Annotated in this window: 16 protein-coding genes and 1 tRNA gene; 11 read left to right on the top strand and 6 right to left on the bottom strand. The window is 63.3% G+C overall.

Features of this window, described 5'->3' with window-relative positions; translation table 11 throughout:
• The first annotated feature begins 80 nt into the window (after positions 1–80).
• The 4 genes from FF124_RS00285 to moaB are packed head-to-tail and all read left to right on the top strand — an operon-like array spanning position 81 to position 4,404.
• Entirely contained in the window at positions 81–1,097 is a 1,017-nt protein-coding gene (locus tag FF124_RS00285; protein ID WP_246072130.1) for a polyprenyl synthetase family protein, read from the top strand.
• A gap of 55 nt (positions 1,098–1,152) precedes the next feature.
• On the top strand, positions 1,153–2,961 hold the full coding sequence (locus FF124_RS00280) for a tetratricopeptide repeat protein (RefSeq protein WP_138746484.1): 1,809 nt from the start codon (positions 1,153–1,155) through the stop codon (positions 2,959–2,961).
• Positions 2,958–3,881 carry a 4-(cytidine 5'-diphospho)-2-C-methyl-D-erythritol kinase gene (locus FF124_RS00275; protein WP_138746483.1) on the top strand — a complete coding sequence of 308 codons (924 nt, stop codon included), beginning with the start codon at positions 2,958–2,960 and terminating at the stop codon, positions 3,879–3,881. Before FF124_RS00280 ends, FF124_RS00275 begins: the two co-directional genes overlap by 4 nt.
• The gene (gene moaB / locus FF124_RS00270; RefSeq protein ID WP_138746482.1) at positions 3,874–4,404 is read left to right on the top strand and encodes a molybdenum cofactor biosynthesis protein B; all 531 of its coding nucleotides are present in this window, start codon (positions 3,874–3,876) and stop codon (positions 4,402–4,404) included. Before FF124_RS00275 ends, moaB begins: the two co-directional genes overlap by 8 nt.
• Positions 4,405–4,415: 11 nt before the next feature.
• Here the strand turns inward: moaB and FF124_RS00265 are convergent, their stop codons facing one another.
• The gene (locus FF124_RS00265) at positions 4,416–4,934 is read right to left on the bottom strand and encodes a glycosyltransferase family protein (RefSeq protein WP_138746481.1); all 519 of its coding nucleotides are present in this window, start codon (positions 4,932–4,934) and stop codon (positions 4,416–4,418) included.
• Positions 4,935–5,148: 214 nt separating this feature from the next.
• On the opposite strand from FF124_RS00265, the gene FF124_RS00260 reads away from it, so the two are divergent.
• Both FF124_RS00260 and FF124_RS00255 read left to right on the top strand, forming a co-directional pair.
• Positions 5,149–6,210 (top strand): PA0069 family radical SAM protein, encoded by a 1,062-nt coding sequence (locus tag FF124_RS00260; RefSeq protein ID WP_246072152.1) that lies wholly within the window; start codon positions 5,149–5,151, stop codon positions 6,208–6,210.
• Positions 6,211–6,385: 175 nt separating this feature from the next.
• Positions 6,386–7,081, top strand: a complete 696-nt coding sequence (locus FF124_RS00255; protein WP_138746479.1) for a ribonuclease HII — start codon at positions 6,386–6,388, stop codon at positions 7,079–7,081.
• A gap of 93 nt (positions 7,082–7,174) precedes the next feature.
• Here FF124_RS00255 and FF124_RS00250 read toward each other — a convergent pair.
• A tRNA-Pro gene (locus FF124_RS00250) sits at positions 7,175–7,251 on the bottom strand.
• 366 nt (positions 7,252–7,617) lie between these two features.
• Between FF124_RS00250 and FF124_RS20480 the strand changes: the two genes are divergently transcribed.
• The 4 genes from FF124_RS20480 (at position 7,618) to dgcA (ending at position 12,752) form a co-directional block, all read left to right on the top strand.
• Entirely contained in the window at positions 7,618–9,036 is a 1,419-nt protein-coding gene (locus FF124_RS20480; RefSeq protein ID WP_187326754.1) for a phosphomannomutase, read from the top strand.
• A gap of 54 nt (positions 9,037–9,090) precedes the next feature.
• Positions 9,091–10,524 carry a mannose-1-phosphate guanylyltransferase/mannose-6-phosphate isomerase gene (locus tag FF124_RS20475; RefSeq protein WP_187326753.1) on the top strand — a complete coding sequence of 478 codons (1,434 nt, stop codon included), beginning with the start codon at positions 9,091–9,093 and terminating at the stop codon, positions 10,522–10,524.
• A 243-nt stretch (positions 10,525–10,767) separates the two neighbouring features.
• On the top strand, positions 10,768–11,769 hold the full coding sequence (dgcN, locus tag FF124_RS00240) for an N-acetyltransferase DgcN (protein WP_138746478.1): 1,002 nt from the start codon (positions 10,768–10,770) through the stop codon (positions 11,767–11,769).
• A complete protein-coding gene (gene dgcA, locus FF124_RS00235) occupies positions 11,766–12,752 on the top strand; it encodes an N-acetyl-D-Glu racemase DgcA (protein WP_138746477.1) in 987 nt (328 codons plus the stop codon). The genes dgcN and dgcA overlap by 4 nt, the downstream gene beginning before the upstream one ends.
• A 9-nt stretch (positions 12,753–12,761) precedes the next feature.
• Here the strand turns inward: dgcA and FF124_RS00230 are convergent, their stop codons facing one another.
• From FF124_RS00230 to FF124_RS00215, 4 genes are all read right to left on the bottom strand, one after another.
• Entirely contained in the window at positions 12,762–13,973 is a 1,212-nt protein-coding gene (locus FF124_RS00230) for a GTP-binding protein (RefSeq protein ID WP_138746476.1), read from the bottom strand.
• 473 nt (positions 13,974–14,446) lie between these two features.
• Positions 14,447–15,115 carry a GntR family transcriptional regulator gene (locus FF124_RS00225; RefSeq protein ID WP_138746475.1) on the bottom strand — a complete coding sequence of 223 codons (669 nt, stop codon included), beginning with the start codon at positions 15,113–15,115 and terminating at the stop codon, positions 14,447–14,449.
• The gene (argE, locus tag FF124_RS00220; RefSeq protein WP_138746474.1) at positions 15,112–16,269 is read right to left on the bottom strand and encodes an acetylornithine deacetylase; all 1,158 of its coding nucleotides are present in this window, start codon (positions 16,267–16,269) and stop codon (positions 15,112–15,114) included. The genes FF124_RS00225 and argE overlap by 4 nt, the downstream gene beginning before the upstream one ends.
• An 8-nt stretch (positions 16,270–16,277) precedes the next feature.
• Positions 16,278–17,456, bottom strand: coding sequence for a M24 family metallopeptidase (locus tag FF124_RS00215; protein WP_138746473.1), 1,179 nt, complete (start codon positions 17,454–17,456; stop codon positions 16,278–16,280).
• A gap of 219 nt (positions 17,457–17,675) precedes the next feature.
• On the opposite strand from FF124_RS00215, the gene FF124_RS00210 reads away from it, so the two are divergent.
• A complete protein-coding gene (locus FF124_RS00210; RefSeq protein WP_138746951.1) occupies positions 17,676–19,046 on the top strand; it encodes an aspartate aminotransferase family protein in 1,371 nt (456 codons plus the stop codon).
• Positions 19,047–19,540: the final 494 nt, after the last annotated feature.

The following is a 19,540-nucleotide window of genomic DNA, read 5'->3' as shown; positions in this document are numbered from 1 at the left end:
AAAAGGAACAATTTGCCCCTTGTCGCTCCCGCTGCCGCTCCCTATTGTCGGCGAACAGAATTCAACAGGAGCGTGCTGCTTTGGGCGCCGTTACATCGCTGGCAAAAGAGAACAAACCAACAGGCTCGGTCAAGCCCATCGTGGACCTGACCGCGGCGGACATGGAGCGTGTCAACAAGCTTATCCTGTCAAAGGCAGGCTCCGATGTCGAGATGATACCGGAAGTTGCCAATCACCTGATTTCGTCCGGCGGCAAGCGCCTGCGTCCGATGCTGACGCTCGCGACCGCCGCGATGTTCGGCTATCGCGGCGATTATCACGTCTATCTCGCCACCAGCGTAGAGTTCATGCATACGGCCACCCTGCTGCATGACGACGTGGTTGACGAGAGCGACATGCGGCGCGGCAAGTCGTCCGCACGGATGATCTGGGGCAACCAGGCGAGCGTGCTTGTCGGCGATTTCCTGCTCGGCCAGGCCTTCCGCATGATGGTGGAGACCGGTTCGATGGAGGCGCTGAAGGTGCTTTCCAACGCCGCCGCCGTGATTGCCGAGGGCGAGGTGCTGCAGCTTTCCGTCGCCAAGAAGATGGACACCACGGAAGACGACTATATCGCCGTCATCCGCGGCAAGACGGCCGAGCTTTTCGCTGCCGCAGCGGAAGTCGGTCCGATCATCGCCGGGGCGTCGGACGCCGAACGCACGGCGTTGCGCGACTATGGCATGGCGCTCGGCCTTGCCTTCCAGCTTGTCGATGACGTGTTGGATTATGGCGGATCCAGCGCCGATCTCGGCAAGAATGTCGGCGATGATTTCCGCGAGGGCAAGGTGACCATGCCGGTGATCCTCGCGCATCAGCGGGGCGACGCCGAGGAGAAGGCTTTCTGGCGCAGCGCGATCGAGGACGGCGAGAACGACGATGTCGCGCTTGAGAAGGCGCGCCGGCTGATCGCCAAACACAACGCGCTTTCCGATTCGATTTCCCGGGCGCTTGCCTATGGCGATGCTGCGCGGGCGGCGCTGGCGCCGCTTCCCATGTCGACCGGCCGGCATGCGCTCGAAGAAGTGATCGATTACTGCATCGCCCGCATCAGTTGACGCCGGTGGCGGGCGGGCCCGCCTTTCCCACCGTATCGCCGATGAAAGGTTCCTGATGACGAACACGATCCCGATGAAACGGCTCTTGACGACGGCAGCCCTTGCCGCCGCGCTGATGCTGCCCCTCTCGGCTTCCGCCGAGACGAACAGCGACAGCGAGGCAGCGCTCGATGCCGCCATGGAGGCTGTGAGCGCGGAGAGCTTTGCCGGCGCGCTGCTTGCCGGCCAGACGGCCGCCTTCGACAACGATCTCGACCGGGCGGTTGCCTATTTCCGCCGCGCGCTGCAGTACCGGCCGGAAGATGCCGGAACCAACAATCAGCTGTTCATCGCGCTGATCTTCAACGGCGACCTGAAGGGCGCCGAGGCCCAGGCGGCCAAGACCACGGACGAGCCGCAACTCGTGCCCCTGCGCGAGCTTTCGCTGGCGCTCGCCGCCCTTTCCGAGGAACGCTACGACGACGCGATCACCATGCTGGATGATTTCGGCGGCAGCGCGCTCGATGAACTCGTCTCGGCGCTGCTGAAGGCCTGGGCGCTGACGGGCAAGGGCGAGCCCGATGCCGCGCTTGCCGGGCTGGAGGCGCTTTCCGGTCCGCCCTGGTACGATCTCTTCGTCAACTACAATGCCGGGGCGATTGCCGCCCTTTCCGGCGAAACGGCGAAGGCCCGGACCCATCTCAACGCCGCGCTTGCCGACCGCGAAGGCGGCGTCACCGCGCCCGACACCATGCTGGCGACCGTGATCGGCCTCGCCGCGATCGAGCAGCAGGCCGGCAATACGCGCAAGGCCCTGGACACGGTTTCCGTCGCAGAGACCTACGGCCTCAATGCCGCCGTGCTGGAACCGATCCGCGAGCGGATCGAGGCAGGCGCGCCGGTCATGGGCCTGCCGGAAACGGCGAAAGCGGGGGCGTCCGGCGTGCTGTTCGAGATCGCCGCCGCGCTCAATCAGGGCACCGCCGACGATATCGTCTCGCTCTATCTCGCGCTTGCCGAGGCGCTCAATCCTGGCTCGCCGGACGTGCTCTATCTGAGCGGCGTCGTGGAAGCGGCCAATGACAGGCCGGAACGCGCGCTCTCCTATTTTTCCCGCATTCCGGAAGACGCGACGCAGTATCGCCTTGCCGAGCTGCAGCAGGGGATCGCCCTTGCCGAACTCGACCGCAAGGACGAGGCGGTCGAGATGCTCTACGCCATGGTCGAGGATGCGCCCGATGACAGGCGCGGTTATCTGGCGCTTTCGGGCGTGCTGTCCAGCGAAAAGCGGTTTGCCGAAATGGCAGAGGTGCTCGACCGCGCGGCGAGCCGTATCGGCCCGGTGGCCGCGCCGGAGGACTGGAGCATTTTCTACCGCCGCGGCATCGCCTATGAACGGCTGAAGGAATGGGACAAGGCCGAGCCCAATTTCCTGCGCGCGCTCGAGCTCTATCCCGACCAGCCGCAGGTGCTGAATTACCTTGGTTATTCATGGATCGACCAGGGCATGAACCTCGAAGAGGGCCTCGACCTGATCAACCAGGCCGTCGACCAGCGTCCCGATGACGGCTACATCGTCGATTCACTCGGCTGGGCCTATTACCGGCTCGGCCGCTACGAGGATGCGCTGCGCGAGCTCGAGCGGGCCGTCGCGCTCGATACCGGCGATCCGACCATCAACGATCATCTGGGCGATGCCTACTGGCAGGTCGGCCGCAAGCTCGAGGCGATCTATCAGTGGAACAAGGCGCTGGCCGCCGAGCCGGACGAGGATCTCATTCCCGAGATCAAGGCGAAGATCGCCCACGGCCTTCCTGCCGAGAGGCAAGATGATGACAGCCCGCTGGCGCAGTCGCCGGAGGGTGATGGCGGGACGGTTCAGTGACGGAGGCGCCTGCCGGCGGCGCGATTTGTGAATTTGCCGCCGCAAAGATCAATCTCGCGCTGCATGTGACCGGGCAACGCGGCGATGGCTATCATCTGCTCGATTCGCTGGTGACCTTCGCGGATCTTGGCGATCGGCTGACCTTCTCACCGTCCGAATCCGACCGTTTTACCCTCTCCGGCCGCTTTGCCGGTGACCTGCCGCATCACGATGATCCCCGAACCGGCAATCTAGTGCTGAAGGCGCGCAATCGCCTGCGCGAGACGACTGTTGAAGCCGGCGAAGCCGCCGGGCCGGTTCATATCCATCTGGAAAAGAACCTGCCGCCCGCCGCGGGCATCGGCGGCGGCTCCGCCGATGCGGCCGCGGTGCTGCGCGGGCTCGACCGGCTGTGGCAGCCCGGGCTCGACGCGGAGACGCTGGCGCGGATTGCCCTCTCGCTTGGCGCGGACGTGCCCATGTGCCTCTCCTCCCGCCCGCTGGTCGCGCGCGGGATCGGCGATATCATCGTGCCGGCGACCGGATTTCCCGGTCTTGATATGGTGCTCGCGAACCCGCTGCGGCCGATCGCGACGCCGGCCGTGTTTGCGGCCCTGGAGAATCGCCACAATCCGCCGCTATCCATCGAGGGGCAGACCCCGGCGGACGCGTCGGAATGGATCGCCCTCGTGCGAGAAAGCCGCAACGACCTGCAGCTAGCCGCAAGCCGGATCGCGCCGGTCATTCATGGCGTGCTCGATGCGTTGTCGTCGGCGGGCGCATCGCTTGCCCGCATGTCGGGTTCGGGCGCGACCTGTTTCGGCCTGTTTGACGATGCTGAAAGCGCGCGGGCGGCTGCCGACCGGCTTGCCCATGCCCGCCCGGACTGGTTCGTGGCGGCAACCGCAACCCTTGCCGAAGGAGACGACGATCATGTCTGAACGCCGCTTCATTCCCGTCCGCTTCGCCGTGCTGACCGTCTCCGACACGCGTACGCCTGACGATGACCGCTCGGGCGACACGCTTGCCGAGCGCATCGCCAGGGCCGGCCATACGCTCGCCGACCGACGCATCGTCGGCGACGACCGCGCGGCGATCACGGCCGTCGTCAAGGACTGGTGCTGGAACCAGGCGGTCGACGTGGTTCTGACGACGGGCGGCACGGGCTTTACCGGCCGGGATGTAACGCCCGACGCAATCGAGCCGATGTTCGAGAAGCGCATGGACGGTTTCTCCGCCGTCTTCCACCGGATTTCCTTCGAGAAGATCGGCACCTCGACCGTGCAGTCAAGGGCGACAGCCGGGCTTTGCAACCAGACTTTCGTCTTCGTGCTGCCCGGCTCGCCCGGCGCCTGCCGCGATGCCTGGGACGGCATTCTGGAAAAACAGTTCGACTACTGTCACATGCCCTGCAATTTCGTGGAAATCATGCCGCGTCTCGACGAGCACCTGAAGCGCGGCTGATTGCGCGGAGGTCAGACCCTGACGGAGGCCCAGGCGGGAATGATCTCGCAGGAGAGCTTGCGCGTCATCTGCCGGCGGGCGAGCGCAAAGGGCGACGTGCCGCAGGCTTCCGCCTTTTCCACGGCAAGCGACTTCGGCAGGAGAACGCCCACTTCAAGCGGGCAGCGCGGCTTGAACAGGACATGCCGGAGCGACCGGCGATGCCTGCGCGAGCGGGAAAAGCGCGCTGGCCGCGTTTCCAGCGCCATATGCTCGAAAATCGCCTCGACCCAGCCTGTAAGCGGGCGGGCGCCGGGTTCCAGAACGAGGATCCAGTCGCCGCGCGCCTGGCGCATCACGTCCGGCAGGTCCCAGGCGCGCAGGTAACGGCAGCCGGCCGCCTCGGCGACGCGCTCGGTGCCGTCGTCGGAACTGTGATCGAGCACGATGACATCGCTGACAAGCCCCTCGACCGCGCCGACAACCAGCGTCGAAAGCGTGTGGGCGAGTTCCGCCTCGTGATTGTTGGTTTCGATAACGACGCTCAGCATGATGGGTACTTATTGCAAAAGTAAGGGCTTGTTGCAAAGGGGGAGGATATATGTTCTTGTTTTGTTCTCCGTATTGCGCTAAGTTTGCTGCAATGTGTTGCCGCCGGTCCGCTTGTTTCGGTCCGCAAACCGCCGAGGAGGTTCGATCATGGATGATGCCTTCATTACCGATTTTGCCCCGCGTCCCGTGCAGGAGCCGCATTTCGAGCCGGTGATGCCGGAGGCTCGGCGCGGGCGCGCGGCAACGGCCAATCCGGACGGCCGCTTCGAGACGGTCTCGCGCGAGCGCTTCGACGATGGCTGGGATCTGGACGATGATCTGCCGACGCTTGCAACCGAGGTGCAGGTGGAAAAGGCAAAGACGATCATCACCCGCAACACCTCACCGGACGTGCCGTTCGAGCGCTCGGTCAACCCCTATCGCGGCTGCGAGCATGGCTGCATCTATTGTTTTGCCCGGCCGACGCATGGGTTCATGGGGCTTTCCGCCGGGCTGGATTTCGAGACGAAGCTGTTTGCCAAGCCGGATGCGCCGCGCCAGCTTGCCCGCGAACTGGCAAAGCCCGGCTACAAGGCCAAGACGATCGCGATCGGCACCAATACCGATCCCTATCAGCCGGTGGAAAGGACCTGGCGGATCATGCGCCAGCTGCTGGAGGTTCTGGCGGAGGCCAATCACCCCGTGTCGATCACCACCAAATCGGCGCTCGTGCTGCGCGACCTCGATCTTCTCTCGGCCATGGCGGAAAAGCACCTCGTCAAGCTCATGGTCTCGGTGACGACGCTTGACCGCAAGCTTGCCAGGGCGATGGAGCCGAGGGCGGCCACGCCGCCGCGGAGGCTCGAGACCATCCGCACGCTTTCAGAGCATGGCATCCCTGTCGGCATTTCCGTGGCGCCGGTCATTCCGGCCCTGACGGATCACGAGATCGAGCGCATTCTCGACAGCGGCAAGGCTGCGGGCGCGCGCGAGGCAAGCTATATCCTGCTGCGCCTGCCGCTGGAGGTGGCGCCGCTCTTCAAGGACTGGCTGCTGGAACATCATCCCGAGCGGTATCGCCATGTGATGAGCCTGATCCGTTCGATGCGCGGCGGTAAGGATTATGACGCCGAGTTCGGAAAGCGGATGAAGGGGAGCGGCCCCTATGCCTGGCAGATCGCCCGTCGCTTCGAGCTTGCGACCAAGCGCCTCGGCCTTGCGCGGCGCGGCGGGGCGCTGAGGGAGGATTTGTTCCAGCCGCCCGACGGCGCGGGGACGCAGCTCAACCTGTTCTGATCCCGGCTTCAACGCCAGAAGCGGGCGGCCGGGAAGCCGCCCGCCAGCCTTTCCGGCCGGCCTTCCCTGGGCCGATGCCGAAGAAGTCTCCTTCGCCGCCGCACTCGGGTTATCCCCGCAAGGATCGCCCGGAAGGAGACTTGCGGGAGATCGGCGGGTCGTGTCAAATGACGCCATGTCATTCAGCGATCCAGCCGATTCTCCTGCCCTTTTCGATCTGCCGCCAACCGGGCCCGATTTTGTGCTCGAGCAAAGCGCGCGCGCCAGGGGTCTCTGGCCGGTCGCCGGCTGCGATGAGGCCGGACGCGGTCCGCTGGCAGGCCCCGTGGTTGCCGCCGCCGTGATCCTCGATCCCGACCGCATTCCCGAGGGCCTCGACGATTCGAAGAAGCTGACGGCGAAGCGGCGCGAGGATCTGTTCGACAAGATCATGGCGGATGCCGTCGTCTCCGTCGCCTCGAGCAGCCCCGCCCTCATCGACCGCATCAACATTCTCGCAGCAAGCCTCGATGCGATGCGGCGCGCCGTTTGCGGTCTCGCCCGCGTGCCGATGCTCGTTCTCGCAGACGGTCGCGATCGACCGCCGGGCATTGCCTGCGGCGCGGAGGCGGTGATCAAGGGAGACGGGCGGTCCCTGTCGATCGCCGCTGCCTCCATCGTCGCAAAAGTGACGCGCGACCGGATGATGGCAAATGCCGGCCTGCTCTATCCGGTTTATGGATTTGATGCCCATGCGGGATACGGAACCGCCCGCCATATTTCGGCGATTGCCGAAGCCGGGCCATGTCCGCTCCACCGCAGGAGCTTTCGGCCAATCCGCGAACACGGGCGCGCTGCCGATGACGTCACGCCGGATGCCGCCAAGCCCTGACTGCAAATATGCCGGCGCAGAATGAAACGCATGCGCGGCGGCGCGCCGGCCCTGCAAACAAAAAACGAAAGGGGATAATCTCGGGAAATTGGATGGTCGGAGTGGCAAGATTCGAACTTGCGACCCCCTCGTCCCGAACGAGGTGCGCTACCAGGCTGCGCTACACTCCGTGACCAGCGGCTGCTCTATAAAACAGCGTGCCGTGTTCGGCAAGCGCCTGTCGAAACTTTTTTGATGGTTTTGTCACAAGCAGGCGATAGCCTTGTCCGGGTGCCCAACTGGAAGAGCCCTCGTGACAAAACAACGGCGGTGCGGTTTTCAGAAATGGCCGAACTTTATTAAGGTTGGAACGCTTCGGAGCGTTGCGCGTTTATAATGCGTCATAGTATCGTGCGACCGACTGTTTTGAATGAATGCATCCGCCAGCCCTGGGCGCTTGCGCTAGGCAACGCCTCGAAGGGAATGATGGTTTTTTAATTGTGTCGGCCGTTTTACTCTGGCCGTTGATTGCGCCAAAAAAGGGATAGATTGTTTCAATGAGTGTGAAATTCGGGACCAGCGGGCTGCGCGGCCTTTCGGTGGATCTACTGGGCGAACCATCCTCTCTGTATTCCGCGGCGTTTTGCCGCCATCTTCTGGAAACCGGGCAGGCGAAAGCGGGCGATGCTGTTCTCGTCGGCCAGGATTTTCGCGAATCCAGTCCGGCAATTGCCGCCAGTTGCATGGGCGCGATTGCCGCTGCCGGGTTCAGGCCGGTCGATTGCGGCGCGCTGCCGACGCCGGCGCTTGCCTTTTTCGGGCAGAAGAAGAATGCCGCCTCGATCATGATCACCGGTTCGCATATTCCCGCCGACCGCAACGGCATCAAGTTCTACCGCGCCGACGGCGAGATCACCAAGGAAGACGAGCAGGCCATTTCCGCCTGGGCGGAAAAGCTGAAGGGCACGGTCGCCACCGATGACGGCGAAGGCGATGACATGGCAAGCGAGGCGCTGGCGCTGTTTGGCGCGCGCTGCACATCCATTCTGCCTGAAGATGCGCTTTCGGGCATGAAGGTCGGCGTCTACCAGCATTCCACCGTCGCCCGCGACCTGTTCATCGCCGTGCTCGAGCATTTCGGCGCCGATGTCGTGCCGCTTGGTTTTTCCGAAAGCTTCATTCCGGTCGATACCGAGGCGGTTTCGCCGGAGACCGTCGCTCTTTTGAAGGGCTGGGCGAAGGAGCACGGCCTCGATGCGCTGGTTTCCGCCGACGGCGATGCCGACCGTCCGCTGGTGGCGGACGAGACCGGGACGCCGCTGCGCGGCGATCTCGTCGGTCTGATGACCGCGAATTTCCTCAAGGCAAAGGTGGTCGTCACGCCGGTCACCTCCAATTCCGGCATTGAAAAGAACGGCGATTTTGACGTGGTGCGCACCCGCGTCGGCTCCCCCTTCGTCATTGCCGGCATGATGGAGGCGCTGTCTGCCGGCAAGGAGGGCGTGATGGGCTTCGAAGCCAATGGCGGGCTCTTGACCGCCTCTGCCTTCCGGCCTGCCGATGACACGATCGCTGCGCTGCCGACGCGCGACTGCTTCCTGCCGATCCTGTCTGCGCTTTATCTTGCGGCCAAAGACAAGCGGGCGATGTCGGAACTGGCAAGCGCCTACAGCCTGCCGGTCGCCGACGCCGACCGCATCAAGGACTTCGCCCAGGAACGCAGCGCAGCGCTGATGGATCATCTGCGGTCAAGCGACGACAACCTTGCCGCTTTTCTCGCCCCGATCGGCTCCGTTGCCGGCAAGAGCGACATTGACGGCCTCAGGGTGACGCTCGAGGACGGCCGCATCATCCATTTCCGCCCCTCCGGCAATGCGCCGGAAATGCGCTGCTATGTCGAGGCGGAAACGGCGGAAGCGGCGTGTGACCTGCTGAAACAGGGCCTCTCCCTGATCGAGGCTTTCAAGGCCGACTGAACCGATCCCATTTTCACAAGACATTTGAAGAAAAATCATTGGAGTAACAAGACTATGACCAGCAAGATCGTTCCCGTCATCATGGCCGGCGGCAAGGGCACGCGGCTCTGGCCGCTGTCCCGCGCAACCGCGCCGAAGCAGTTCATCCGCTTTCTCGGGCCGAAGACGCTTTACCAGAAGACGCTGGAGCGGGTTTCCGACAGCGATCGCTACGAAGCGCCGATTATCCTGACGAACGAGGATTTCCGTTTTCTCGCCGCAGAACAGGCGCGCGAGATCGACATGGAACTGACGGGTATCATTCTGGAACCGATCGCGCGCAACACTGCGCCCGCCGTTGCCGCCGCCGCCGCACTGGTGCGCGCCAATTTCGGCGAGGACGCGATCATGCAGGTCTTTGCCTCAGACCACGAAATCGAAGCCGGGCCTGACTATTTCGCCTGCATCGATACGGCCTTTGCCGCCGCCAAATCCGGCAAGCTCGTGACCTTCGGCATTGAGCCGACGGAGCCGGCCACCGGCTATGGCTATATCGAAGCCGGCGATGAACTGCCGTCGGGCGCGCGCTCCGTCGCCCGTTTCGTGGAGAAGCCTGAACTGGCGAAGGCCGAGGAGATGCTTGCTGCCGGACACTACACCTGGAATTCCGGCATCTTCATGTTCCCGATCGCGGTTCTGGTGCGCGAGCTTGAGACCTATGCGCCGGAGGTGATGCAATATGCCGAGCAGGCCGTGCTCAAGGATGAAAGCGACCTCGAGCTCGACTTTATCCGTCTCGACAAGGACGCCTTTGAAAAATGCCCGGATATCTCCATCGACTATGCGGTGATGGAAAAGACCGATGCCGCTGCCGTGGTCCCTTCGGCCTTCTCCTGGTCCGATCTCGGTTCGTGGGATGCGGTCTGGAAGGATGGCGAGCAGGACGCGGACGGCAATGTGATCGCCGCCGACGCGACGCTGGTCGACACGACGAATTCGCTGGTGATCTCGCGCGATCTGCATGTGGCCATGCAGGGGCTTGACGGCATGGCCGTGATCGCCTCGGAAGACGCCGTTTACGTCGGCAAGCTTTCCGACAGCCAGAATGTTGGCAATATCGTCAAGATGCTGAAGGCGAGCGCGGAGACCAGGGCGCTGGCCGAGGAGCATCCGACCTCCTACCGTCCGTGGGGCGGCTATACCTCCATCATCAAGGGCGAGCGCTTCCAGGCCAAGCGCATCTTCGTCACGCCCGGCAAGAAGCTGTCGTTGCAGAAGCACCATCACCGCGCCGAACACTGGATCGTGGTCAAGGGCACGGCCGAGGTGACGATCGACGAGGATGTGAAGATGCTGACGGAAAACCAGTCGGTCTATATCCCCCTCGGCGCCGTTCACCGGCTTTCCAATCCGGGCAAGATCACGCTGGAACTGATCGAGGTGCAGACCGGCTCCTATCTCGGCGAGGACGATATCATCCGTATCGTCGACGACTTCGGTCGCGGCTGAGGCTTGAAAGACGCGAAGCCCGCGCTGGCCGATGCCGGCGCGGCTTTTTTTGTGCAAAAATGATGATTAGCCGCCAAAACGTTCGTGTAAATTCCGCTTCATGCAAGTATAGGCGGCGGAGGCGGCGTTTGGCGCAATGTTGCTGCGGCGGCTCTTGACCGGCCTGCCCGACCCGCTATATCGTTGACTGGCGCAGCCCGAACGGGCGCGGGACCTCTTTTCAGCTTCGAAGGGCACGGCAACATGATCGAAACCCCTTATCTTCTGTTTCTCGGCGATGCGCCCGATGCGCTGGCCGCCAAGGTGGCCCAGGGCATCAAGGACTGGCGACCGGAATATGCCGTCGGCCAGCTCCGTCTCGAAGGCTGCAAGGCTGACATGAAGCTGCCGGACCTCACCATTGCCGAGGCGGCGGAAAAGGGCGTGAAGACGCTGGTCATCGGCGTTGCCAATCGCGGCGGGGTGATTTCACCGGCATGGAAGACGGTGCTGATCGAAGCGCTTGAAGCGGGCCTCGACCTCGCCTCCGGACTGCACAACCTGTTGCGCAACGAGCCCGACCTTGCCGCGAAGGCGAAGGAACTTGGCCGCACCCTGCATGATGTCCGCATTCCCGCCGTGCAATATCCGATCGCAAACGGCAAGAAGCGCACTGGCAAGCGCATGCTCGCCGTCGGCACGGATTGCTCGGTCGGCAAGATGTACACCGCGCTTTGCGTTGAGAAAGCGATGCGGGAAAAGGGTCTGAAGGCCAGTTTCCGCGCCACCGGCCAGACGGGTATCCTGATCACCGGCGAAGGCGTGCCGCTCGATGCGGTGATCGCGGATTTCATGGCCGGGTCGGTCGAATATCTGACGCCGGACAATGACGCCGACCACTGGGACCTGATCGAAGGGCAGGGCAGCCTGTTCCACGCATCCTATTCCGGCGTCACCATGGCGCTCGTTCATGGCGGTCAGCCGGACGCGCTGGTGCTCTGCCACGAACCGAACCGTCCGCATATGCGCGGCCTGCCCGACTACCAGTTGCCGAGCCTCGAGGCGCTGCAAGACCTCGCCCTGCAGGTCGCCCGCATCGTCAACCCGGCCTGCAAGGTTGTCGGCATTTCCGTCAACACCTCGGCGATGTCGGATGAGGAGGCGCTTGCCTATTGCCGCGAGACCGAGGCGCGCATGGGCCTGCCGACGGTTGACCCCTTCCGCCACGGCGCGGAGCGGCTCGCAGACGCGCTTGCCGCGCTATGACCGGCATTACGGTCACCGCGCGGGAGGACGTCTTTCCCGTCGCCGGCAGCTTCACCATCTCGCGCGGCTCGCGCACGGAAATCCGCGTCGTCACCGTTACGCTCAGTGACGGCGTGCATATGGGACGCGGCGAATCCGTACCCTATGCCCGCTATGGCGAAACGGTCGACGGCGTGATTTCCGATATTCTGGCGCTTGAAGGCGAGATTGCCGGCGGGCTCGACAGGATCGCGCTGCAGCAGAGGATGAAGCCGGGCGCGGCCCGCAACGCGCTTGATTGCGCCTTCTGGGATCTCGAGGCCAAGCGCGCCGGCAGGCCGGTCTGGCAGCTTGCAGGGCTTTCGAAGCCCGGGCCGCTCGTCACCGCCTACACGATCTCGCTCGGAACGCCGGAGAAGATGCAGGCGCAGGCGGCGGAAAATGCCCACCGGCCGCTGCTCAAGGTCAAGCTTGGCACGGATGATGACCGCGGGCGGATCGAGGCGGTGCGCGCCGGCGCGCCGGACGCGACGATTATTGTCGATGCCAATGAAGGCTGGACCGTCGAGGCCTATCAGAAGCTGGCACCCGAACTGGTGCGTCTCGGCGTGGCGCTCGTTGAACAGCCGCTGCCGGCCGGGGACGATGCGGCCCTTGCCGAGATCGACCGTCCGCTGCCGGTCTGCGCCGATGAAAGCTGTCATGCGCGCCCCTCGCTCGAAAGCCTCAAGGGCAAGTATGACGCGATCAATATCAAGATCGACAAGACCGGCGGGCTGACGGAAGCGCTCCTGTTGAAGACGGAAGCGATGGCGGCCGGCTTCCAGATCATGACCGGCTGCATGCTCGGCACCTCGCTTGCCATGGCGCCCGCCATGCTGGTCGCCGACGGCGCCCCCTTCGTCGATCTCGACGGCCCGCTTCTGCTGGCAAAGGACCGCGCCAATGCGATCGCCTTCAAGGGCTCGGTCATGCACCCGGCCGATCCGGCGCTGTGGGGGTAGGCCCCTGCCTCAACTTCGCGTCCAGGAGGGAAACGGATCGGCAATGCCTTCGAAAGCGCGCTCGTTGAAGACCGGGCCCGTGTCGATCAGGCAATCGTCAAGCGCCTCCCGGATCGCCGCCTTGTCCATGCCGGCGCCGATGAAGACGATTTTCTGGCGGCGGTCGCCATAGACCTCGTCCCAGCAATCATCAATCATCTGCCGAAGCTCCGGAGCGTTCGGCCAGCGGCTCTTCGGCACGGCCGCCCACCAGCGCCCCAGCGGACCGTTGCGCACGATCGCTCCGGCAAGCGAGAATTCTCCCGCGAAGTCCGGCCGCGTCGCCAGCCAGAAATGACCCTTGGCGCGGATCAGGCCGGGAAAATTCATCCGCGTGAAGGCATCGAATTTCAAAGGGTCGAATGGCGCGCGCGCCCGGTAGACGAAGCTCGAAATGCCGTATTCCTCGGTTTCCGGCACATGGTCGGCAAAGCCGTAGAGTTCCTTGGCCCAGAGCGGATGCTGGCTGGCCTTGTCCTCGCTGAAAAGGCCGGTGTCGAGCAGTTCATCGAGATCGACGCGGCTGAAATCCGTCTCGATGATCTTCGCGTCGGCGTTCAGCGCCCGCACGATCTTGACCACATTTTCACGTTCCTTAGGCGTGACATCAGAGACCTTGTTGACGACGACGACATCGGCGAATTCGATCTGTTCGACATGGAGATCGACCAGCGTGCGTTCGTCCGCCGTGCCAGCCACTTCGCCGCGATCCCTCAGGAATTCGTGGCCGCCATATTCGCGAAGAAGGTTCACCGCGTCGACCACGCTCACCATGGTGTCGAGCCGAGCGAGATCGGACAGGCTCTCGCCGCGCTCGTCACGCCATGAAAAGGTCGCGGCCACCGGCAGCGGTTCGGCGATACCGGTTCCTTCGATGAGGAGATAGTCGAAACGTTTTTCCTCAGCCAACCGCCGTACCTCGGTCAGAAGGTCGTCGCGCAACGTGCAGCAGATGCACCCATTGGTCATCTCGACCATGGTTTCCTCGGTCCGCGACAGATCGGCGCCGCCCTCGCGCACGAGGTCGGCGTCGATGTTCACCTCGCTCATGTCGTTGACGATCACCGCGACCCGCCGTCCCTCGCGATTGTTGAGAATATGGTTGAGCAGGGTCGTCTTGCCGGCGCCGAGAAAGCCTGAAAGCACGGTGACGGGAAGACGGGTATCGTTGGTTTGGAGCATGACGTTATGTCCTGGTGGTGAGAGACGATGCCAATCGAGCAGTCCTCGCTTGACCTGTAAACGTTATAACGTAACGTCAGTAATCAAAAACCGGGCGGGCGTCAACTCGTGGCGGCAGGGCAAACAGAGACAGACCTTGCAGGTGCGGTTCGGGGCTGGTTGCGCATCCTTCGGTCGAATAAGAGGCGTTACCGCATGGCCCCCAAATCTTCGCGCCCCGGAGGCAAGAGATGTCGCGATAGCGACAGTGAGGGGAGAGTCTATCCGCTCCGACGCCCTCACGTTTGGAAATGCCGCATCACCCTCACTGCCCCTGTCGGGGCATCTCTCCCGCAGGCGGGAGAGAGTATTTGGAGCACGCCGCGGGGCCATATACGATCGCCCTGCGGTCGAGAGTGAGGATGCCGCAAGATATGGACGCACAAAGGGCGCTCAAACGCGGACAGGCGGTCGGTGCGTTCGGTCGCGCCTGCTCATCGCATCCGCGCGAGACTCATCGAGATATGGGCGCGGCGCATGTGGCCGACGGCGTCGAGGTTGCCGTTTTCGAGCGCGGTCAGGATATCGGCGGTTTCGCGGCAGTAGATCTCCGCCTCGTGTTCCAGATCGATGTCGGAGGCGGTGATCGCCTGCAGCCAGATGCGGGCCGTGCGGAAATAAAGCCGCTCGCTTGCCTCCCTCAGCGCCATGTTCTCCGTCAGCTGAAGCAATTGCAGCAGCATGTCGCGGTCGAGCACGGCAAAGTCACGGGGCGACGGGTTGCGCCTGAGCGCCTCGGCGCGGGCATTCATCACCCGGAAGGCATCGATCAGTTGCGGCGTCAGTTCTGCCGGGTCGAGGCGCGTCGTCAGCACCATCAGTTCCATGCGCAGGCGATAGACCTGGGCGAGTTCATCGAGGTCGACAACGGTGACGATGGTGCCGACGCCATGGACCGACTGCAACAGGCCCTCATCCTCCAGCCGCGCCAGTACGCGGCGCAGCGGCGTGCGCGACATGCCGAATTCTTCCGCCAAAGCCGTCTCGGACAGCTTTTCGCCGGGCGGATAGTCGAGCATGCAGATGCGCTCGCGGATGATGTCGTGGATCTGCTCCAGCCGGTCGCGGCCGGTCGGCGCCTCGATGATGTCCTCCTCGCTCATGTCCAGCGCTCCGCCAGCCGGTCGAGCATGGCAAGGCATTGCGAAAGCTGCTCGGCGCTGATGAACTCATCCGGCTTGTGCGCCTGATCGATCGAGCCTGGCCCGCAGACCACGACGTCCATGCCGATCTCCTGAAAGAAGCCGGCTTCCGTGCCGAAGGGCACGACGTCGGCCCGGTTTTCGCCGGTGAGCGCAAAGGCAAGGTCGCGGGCGCTGTTGGCGTTTTTCGGAAAGAGCGCCGCCGCCTCACCGATCACCTCGGTTTCGATGCCCGCCTCCGGCGTGTGCCGGCGCATTTCCGGCAGAAGCTTCGTGCGGCAGTATTCTGCGATCTCCTGCTTCACATAGCCGAGATCCTCGGCCACCACCGGCCGCGTTTCCCATTTCAGCACCGCGCGCGGGGCAATCACATTATGCGACATGCCGCCCTCCAGTCCGCCGACATTGAGCGTCGCATAGGGCGGTTCGTAGCGCGAGCCGACGGGCGCGCGCGCGATCAACCCGTCGCGCAGTTCCAGAAGACGGGCGATGTAGCGGGCGGCATATTCCACGGCATTGACCCCGGCATCCGGCGCGGAGGAGTGGCCGGAGCGGCCGGTAAAGGTCACGGTATATTCGCAGCAGCCCTTGTGGCCCTCGACCACCCGCATCAGCGTCGGTTCGCCGACGATGGCAAGACCCGGGCGGATGTCGCGGTCCTTTAGGTGTTCGACAAGGTTTTTCGCGCCGATGCAGCCGACTTCTTCATCATGGGTGAAGGCGAAGTGGATCGGTCTCTTCTCGGCGGCCGTCGCCAGTTCTTCGCGGCGGGCGAGGCAACAGGCGATGAAGCCCTTCATATCCGCCGTGCCGCGTCCGTAGAGCCGGCCATCGCGCTCGGCGAGCTCGAAGGGGTCGCTCGTCCACATGTGTTCGTCGACCGGCACCACGTCCGTATGGCCGGAAAGCATCAGCCCGCCGGCTTTTTCGGGGCCGAGCGAGGCGAAGAGATTGGCCTTTGTGCCCGTCTCGTCGGTGAAGATCTCCACCCGGGCTCCGACATCCGCCAGCCTGTCGGCGATATAGGCAATCACCGGCAGGTTGCTTTCCGACGAGACCGAGGGGAAGGCGATGAGATCGGCCAGAATGTCGCGGCAGGCGGCAAGTTCGGACATATGGACCTTCAGCCTTTCACGAACAGCTTGCGTTCGATATTGCAGAGCGCCTCGGCCGGGCCGTCCTGCTTGATGAGGATGGTCTCGGTGATTTCCAGCCCCCAGTCGTCCATCCACAGGCCTGGCATGAAATGCAGCGTCATGCCCGGCTTCAAAAGCGTGTCATCGCTGGTGCGGATGGAGACCGTGTGCTCGCCCCAGTCGGGCGGATAGGCAAGGCCGGTGGCATAGCCGCAGCGGTTCGGCCGCTCGATGCCGACCTTCCAGAGTTCCCGTTCCATGGCGGCGGCGATATCGCCGGCGCGGTTTCCGGCCTTGGCCGCCTCGATGCCCGCATTGAGCCCGGCAACGGCGGCATCGGCGGCGGCCTTCATGTGGTCCGGCGGCGCGCCGAAGAAGATCGTGCGCGACAGCGGAGCATGGTAACGGCGATAGCAGCCCGCCTGCTCGATGAAGGTCGCCTCGCCCATGCGGAATTCATCGCTGTTCCAGGTGAGGTGGGGGGCGGAGGCATCGGCGCCGGAGGGCAGAAGCGGCATGATGGAGGGATAGTCGCCCCAGGCGTCATCAACGCCGTCGATTGCCGCCTTCATCAGTTCGCCGACGAAGCGGTTTTTCTTCATGCCCGGCTCGGCGATCTCCATGGCATGCGACATCACCTTGTCGGAGATCCTCGCCGCCTTGCGCATGAAGGCGATTTCTTCGTCCGACTTGACCACGCGCTGCCAGTCGACAAGGCCGGAAGCGTCAATGATCGTCGCGTCGGGAAGTCCTGCGACGAGCGCCTTGTGACCGGCCGCTGAATAGTAATAGGCGGTCATCTCCACGCCGATGCGGTTTTTGCCATGATCGAGTTCCCGGATCTTGTCGGCAAGGTCGTCCATCGGGTGGCAGTCGGCGGCCTGCACATAGCGGTCGGCATAATAGATGATATGGTCTTCATCGATATAGGAGGTGCGGCGCGCGCCGTTGGCATCCATCAGCCTGCCCCACCAGAACGGCATGCCGGTGGGGGTCACCAGAACGGCCTGGTCGACGTAAAAGGACCAGCCGTCATAGCCGGTCAGCCAGTTCATGCCGGCAGGGGCGGTGACAACCAGCACATCGAGGCCCGCGGCTTCCATGGCCTTGCGGGTCAGCGCCAGGCGGCGGTCATATTCGGATCTGGAAAAAGGCAGCGCTGGCATGGTTCCCTCATATTATTTGTGCACAACAGACGCAGGTGATCGGAAATAAGCGTAAAAAGAAACAAAAATCGACAAATTTAAACCGGATTCCGGGTTGACTTTCATGTCTTGTCGCCGTGTTGTATACAACACGTTTTCCGTGTCCGGTGCAATAGGTTTCAAACGTCAAAAACACCCGGACGATGCAGTTCTTCAAACACCCGCACCGCGAGGATAATGATGCTCACCAACGACCAGCTCGACCGTTTCGACCGCGAGAACTTCTTCCACCCTTCGACCCATCTCGCCCAGCATGCGCGCGGCGAAAGCCCCAGCCGTATCGTCAAGACGGGCAAGGGCGTGTTCATCGAGGATCGCGACGGCAAGAAGCTGCTGGACGCCTTTGGCGGGCTTTACTGCGTCAATGTCGGCTATGGACAGGAGAGCATTATCGAGGCGATCGCCGAGCAGGCGAAGGAGCTTGCCTACTATCACGCCTATGCCGGCCACGGCACGGAAGCGGCGATCAATCTGGCCAAGATGGTGATCGACCGCGCGCCGGAGCACATGTCCAAGGTCTATTTCGGCCTGTCAGGCTCGGATGCCAACGAGACCAACATCAAGCTCGTCTGGTACTACAACAATATTCTCGGCCGTCCGGAAAAGAAGAAGATCATCTCCCGCTGGCGCGGCTATCACGGCTCCGGGCTGATGACCGGCTCGCTGACCGGCCTTCCCGGCTTCCAGAGAAAATTCGACCTGCCGCTGGAACGCGTGTTCCACACCGAAGCGCCCTATTATTACCGCCGCAAGGATCTCGCCATGAGCGAGTCCGATTTCGTGGCCTATTGCGTGGCCGAACTCGAACATCGGATCGAACGCGAGGGCGCCGATACGATCGCGGCCTTCATCGGCGAGCCGGTGCTGGGCACGGGCGGCCTCGTGCCCCCGCCCGAAGGCTATTGGGAGGCGATTTCCGCCGTTCTGGAAAAGCACGACATCCTGCTGATCGCCGATGAGGTCGTCACCGGCTTCGGCCGTCTCGGCTCGATGTTCGGCTCGGCGCATTTCGGCCTGAAACCCGATCTCATCACCATCGCCAAGGGGCTGACGTCCGCCTATGCGCCGCTGTCCGGATCCATCGTCTCGGAGAAGATGTGGAAGGTTCTGGAACAGGGCACCGACGAGAACGGCCCGATCGGCCATGGCTGGACCTATTCCGCCCACCCGCTCGGGGCTGCCGCCGGCGTTGCCAATCTGAAGCTGATCGACGAATTGGGCCTGGTGAAGAACGCCGGTGAGACCGGCGCCTATTTCCGCGCCGCGATGCAGGATGCGCTCGGCGACCATGCCCATGTCGGCGATGTGCGGGGCGAAGGCATGCTGCTGGCCGTCGAATTCGTCAAGGATCGCGAGAGCCGCACCTTCTTCGACCCGGAGGAAAAGATCGGCTACAAACTGGCGGCCGCGCTCCTGTCGGAAGGCGTCATCGCCCGCGCCATGCCGGAGGGCGATATCCTTGGCTACGCCCCACCGCTCTGCCTGACGCGCGAGGAAGCCGACCAAATCGTCGCGGCGACGAAGAAGGCGGTGACGACGGTTCTCGGCTGAGGGAAAGGGGTAGAGGGCTCTGGTTTCGATGCTCGCCAAGCTCTCTTTTTGAGAGGGCGATGTTCGTCTTGCTGGTGGGGCAGAAACACATCGTCTTCTGCCCCTCGAAATCCTTGCCTCCCAACAATCTCCCCCAAAAAGGGGGGAGATCGACTGCGGACGGACATTCGGAGCAAATGAGTATCTGGGGAATGCGGCGCGCCTTGCGGGCACTGACCTGCAATCGTTTCTTTCGATCTCACCCAAGCATAAGCCAGAGAGGTGTGGCCAACCCGAGCGCTGGCGCAGAAGCAGGTTGCCCGGACTGTGACCAAACCGTCGCGGCGGTGCGGTTAACGTATCCTCACCCATCCGTTCACGCTCTCTCAACCCTCACGGATCGGATTTTGATAACCATTCATCCGGGTTGGATTTTCTTAACCCTGCTTGTTAAGGCGGCTGGTAAGAACCTCGCCTATGATGGCTCTCAGACGGACGGAAAGTCCGCGAGAAAA

The organism is Martelella lutilitoris, from assembly GCF_005924265.1.
GTDB classification, from domain to species: Bacteria; Pseudomonadota; Alphaproteobacteria; order Rhizobiales; family Rhizobiaceae; genus Martelella; species Martelella lutilitoris.
Note: the sequence above shows the minus strand (reverse complement) of the source record. Positions and strands in the feature narration are given on the sequence as shown.